Origin of the sequence: Acinetobacter lactucae (assembly GCF_013344765.1) — a bacterium.
Lineage (GTDB): Bacteria > Pseudomonadota > Gammaproteobacteria > Pseudomonadales > Moraxellaceae > Acinetobacter > Acinetobacter lactucae_A.
On record NZ_JABVBF010000222.1, the window covers coordinates 1 to 4,337 of the forward strand.

The 4,337-nt window shown below is 39.4% G+C and carries 4 protein-coding genes; all 4 read left to right on the plus strand.

Annotated elements, in window-relative coordinates:
• Positions 1 to 232: 232 nt before the first annotated feature.
• The 4 genes from HUN22_RS15750 to HUN22_RS15765 all read left to right on the plus strand — a co-directional run bounded on the left by HUN22_RS15750 (position 233) and on the right by HUN22_RS15765 (position 4,224).
• A complete protein-coding gene (locus HUN22_RS15750) occupies positions 233 to 1,219 on the plus strand; it encodes a DUF1852 domain-containing protein (protein ID WP_000031350.1) in 987 nt (328 codons plus the stop codon).
• Positions 1,220 to 1,240: 21 nt separating this feature from the next.
• A complete protein-coding gene (locus tag HUN22_RS15755) occupies positions 1,241 to 2,284 on the plus strand; it encodes a methionine synthase (protein ID WP_174731299.1) in 1,044 nt (347 codons plus the stop codon).
• A gap of 185 nt (positions 2,285 to 2,469) precedes the next feature.
• The gene (locus HUN22_RS15760; protein WP_004794389.1) at positions 2,470 to 2,961 is read left to right on the plus strand and encodes a flavin reductase; all 492 of its coding nucleotides are present in this window, start codon (positions 2,470 to 2,472) and stop codon (positions 2,959 to 2,961) included.
• A gap of 681 nt (positions 2,962 to 3,642) precedes the next feature.
• Positions 3,643 to 4,224 (plus strand): TetR/AcrR family transcriptional regulator, encoded by a 582-nt coding sequence (locus HUN22_RS15765; RefSeq protein ID WP_217488204.1) that lies wholly within the window; start codon positions 3,643 to 3,645, stop codon positions 4,222 to 4,224.
• The last annotated feature ends 113 nt before the right edge of the window (positions 4,225 to 4,337 follow it).

A 4,337-nucleotide genomic window follows, 5' to 3' on the forward strand; every position in this document is an offset into this window, starting at 1 on the left:
ACTTCATACTTATTTATTAAACCCTAAACATGAATTTCACTCAGTTTTGAATGAGACTAAATCATTTTTATTCATGTTGTGATTGCGGTATAAATCTATCCATGCTCTGAAGCGCTCCAGTAATTCACTTTTGATAAGACCATAAGGCACAAATCTGACAAGTCTGGAAAGTTTAAAAAGAGCAAAAAGTTTTTATTTAGGTTTTATCTCAGAAATTAGGGTACTGATCACAATGAGTAAAGAATTTACATTTACGATTAAGAGTATTTGTTTCGATGAGAACTATCGTCCAGCAGACAATACACGTATTACAACCAACTTTGCTAACTTGGCAAGAGGGATGAGCCGCGAAGAGAATTTGCGCAATACATTGCAGATGATCGACAATCGTTTCAATGCCTTAGCTCATTGGGACAACCCTAAAGGCGACCGCTATGGCGTTGAACTTGAAATCATTTCAGTTGAAATGAACATTGATGCCGAAAACCGTACTAGCGGGCTTCCTCTCATCGAAATATTGAAAACCAATATTGTTGATAAGAAAACCAATGAACGCATTGAAGGTATTGTAGGTAACAACTTCTCGTCTTATGTACGTGACTATGACTTTAGTGTGTTGTTGCTAGATCACAACAAAAACAAGTCTACTTTTAGCACGCCAGAAAAGTTTGGTGAATTGCACGGCAACTTGTTTAAGAGCTTTATTAACTCTGAAACTTATAAAGCCAACTTTAAAAAGGCACCTGTGATTTGCCTAAGCGTTTCGACGACTAAAGAGTACCACCGTACTGAAAATGAACATCCTGTTTTAGGTGTGGAATACAAGCAAGAAGACTATTCATTAACCGATGAATATTTCCAAAAAATGGGCTTAAAAGTTCGCTACTTCATGCCGCCAAATAGCGTTGCGCCGTTAGCGTTCTATTTTACTGGTGATTTGTTGAGTGATTACACCAACCTTGAGTTGATTAGTACGATTAGTACGATGGAAACCTTCCAAAAGATTTACCGTCCTGAAATTTACAACGCAAATTCAGTGGCTGGAAAGTCTTATCAACCAAGCTTGAAACACGAAGATTATTCACTTACTCGAATTGTGTATGACCGTGAAGAACGTAGCCGTTTGGCTATAGAGCAGGGGAAGTTTGTTGAAGAGCAATTTATCAAACCATACCAAGCGATTCTTGAGCAGTGGTCTGCGAATTACGCTCCTAATTAATCAACATACGGGTCATTTAACATGAAAAAATTATTACCAACTTCAACTGCTGGCAGCTTACCTAAACCGTCTTGGCTTGCAGAACCTGAAAAGCTTTGGTCGCCGTGGAAACTCGAAAACGAAGGTCTGCTTGAAGGTAAAAAAGACGCGCTACGTTTAGCGTTGCACGAACAGCGCCTTGCTGGCATCGACATTGTGAGCGATGGCGAACAAACCCGCCAACACTTTGTGACTACGTTTATTGAACATTTAAATGGCGTAGATTTTGAGAAGCGCGAAACTGTTCGTATTCGTGACCGTTACGATGCAAGCGTACCGTCTGTGGTTGGTGCGGTGTCTCGTCAAAAGCCTGTGTTTGTTGAAGATGCGAAGTTCCTACGTCAGCAAACAGATCAACCAATTAAGTGGGCATTACCTGGCCCAATGACTATGATTGATACGCTTTACGATGGTCACTACAAGAGCCGTGAAAAACTGGCTTGGGAATTTGCTAAAATCTTGAACCAAGAAGCGCGTGAGTTAGAAGCTGCTGGTGTAGACATTATTCAGTTTGACGAACCTGCATTTAACGTATTCTTTGACGAAGTAAATGACTGGGGCGTTGCGACTTTAGAGCGTGCAATTGAAGGTTTAAAATGTGAAACTGCGGTTCACATTTGCTATGGTTACGGTATTAAAGCCAATACAGACTGGAAAAAGACACTCGGTTCGGAATGGCGCCAGTACGAAGAAGCTTTCCCGAAACTGCAAAAATCTAACATCGATATTATCTCGTTAGAATGTCACAACTCACATGTGCCTATCGATTTACTTGAACTCATTCGCGGTAAAAAAGTCATGGTTGGTGCGATTGATGTTGCATCTAACCAAATTGAAACACCAGAAGAAGTGGCTAACACACTGCGTAAAGCGCTTCAGTTTGTAGACTCTGACAAGCTTTACCCTTGCACAAACTGTGGCATGGCGCCTCTTTCACGTGAAGTGGCACGTGGCAAGTTAAATGCCTTAACAGCAGGTGCAGAAATCGTTCGCAGAGAACTTACTGGTTTTGATCTTACTGCTTAATACTTACCAATAAGTGGTATAAAGGGTTACTTTTTGATGGTAGTTGATAATCAAACAAGTAACCCTCATTTTACTTACTACATGTCGCTCTAATCAGAACGCATGTCGATAGTACCTTCCTGATGGAGTTGGGCGGTATAGCAAAACACACAGGACAAGGTACGGTTCAATTTAGGAATAATGTCATGGTTCAAGCAACAGACTTTAGAAATGCAATGTCTTTACTCACAAGTGCGGTTAGTGTTGTGACTACGGCAGGCATGTCTGGCCGTTTTGGATTTACTGCCTCTGCTGTTTGTAGTGTGACTGACACACCGCCGACATTATTGGTGTGTATGAACCAATCTGCGAGTTCACATGCACATTTCCTAGATAACAAAATCTTAACTGTGAATGTTTTAGGCGCACACCACGAACATATTTCAAAAGCATTTTCATCTAAACTTACACCAGAAGAACGCTTTAAACATGGCGAATGGATTGAGTTAGAAACAGGTTCACCTGTGTTAGATGATGCTTTGGTCAGTTTCGATTGCGAGATTGAACAAATTCAACAAGTCGGCACACACACCATTCTAATTTGTCCGATTGTTGCGATTAAACAAAGCCAGCATGACCAAAGCTTGGTTTATTTTAATCGTGCTTATCACCAAGTGGGGCAGACAGAGATTGTCTAAATAGACTTTCCGCTGTGTACTCTCATATTAAAAGTTAAAAGATAGAAATAAGTAAGCATGGATCGCTTTCTTTAAATTAAAAATACAATTAAATATAATATCTAAAATAATAATTAAGTTAATCTAATGAAAAATAATAAGAAATTTAAATGCTTGTCATAAAAGCTACATTGACACCTCTAAACTCTCAGATTATGCTTTGCGTGCTGGCCACATTGCCAGCCGGCTTTGACAGGCTGATCTTTGAGAACATTGAAAAAACACGTTTTTTTGATGTAGACCCACTCGTCTCCCTTTTTGTAGCGGTAGGACGGAAGGGGGACGCCTTTGTGCGTGCTGGGTTCTCGAAGCCAGTCTGTCAACCCTCTTTCGTTCTGCCACCATAAGTCCAAAAAAATGCTCTGGCAGAACTCCAATAATCAGGAGTTGGCTATGCACATCCATTATTTTTTGGCACCCCGCGCCAAAAGTTATAACGACACAGCTTAAAAAATTACAGCAGCTTGAACGCCATAAGGTTTTCAGGCTTTAAGTCATTTTTACTTAAAACTTAGCAACAACAAAACTTGAGATGTGCCAAGCACCATCTTGCGGCTTTGCTGTGCCTTTTTTTCTCCCAGAAAGGGCACAGGCTTTTTATCTCAGCCAAACATAACAACTTATTTTTATAATGGTAAAACTATGCCAACTTTAGAAACGGCTTCAAAAAAATTAAAAGTTATTCATAGCGCAGTAGATCTATTTAACATCTATGGATTTCACAACACGGGCGTAGACCTGATTGCCAAAGAAACTAAAATTCCAAAAGCCACGCTTTATAACTACTTTCACTCGAAAGAAAAGCTGGTTGAAACCTGCATAAGCTTTCAAAAAAGCCGACTGAAAGAAGAAGTGCTGGTAATTGTCTACTCACACCGCTACTCCAACGCAGCCGATAAACTCAAAGAAATTGTTCGCTTACATGTCGATGTAAATAGCCTTTACCACCTGTTGTTTAAAGCTATTTTTGAAATAAAACAGCTCTATCCAACGGCTTACCGCATGGCAGTTGAATATCGAAAATGGCTACTTCGAGAGCTTTTTGATTTGGTCTTTAGTCTGGAAACCAATGCATTTAATCCTGATGCCAACATGGTTTTAAACCTAATTGATGGATTGATGCTACAGGTTTTGAGTTCTAAAAGTTTGGATGAACGGGATGTGGTGTTGGAGAAGTTTTGGGGGAGGGGTGATAATAAAATAGTATACGGTGACTATACTTAAGGTTATTCAATAAAATTTTATTTTCATGCTAATATTTAACCGCTAAGGGTGTATGAAATATATTTATATATTATTTTATATATTAATTTGAGAGTTATTATTTAGTTTAGGAT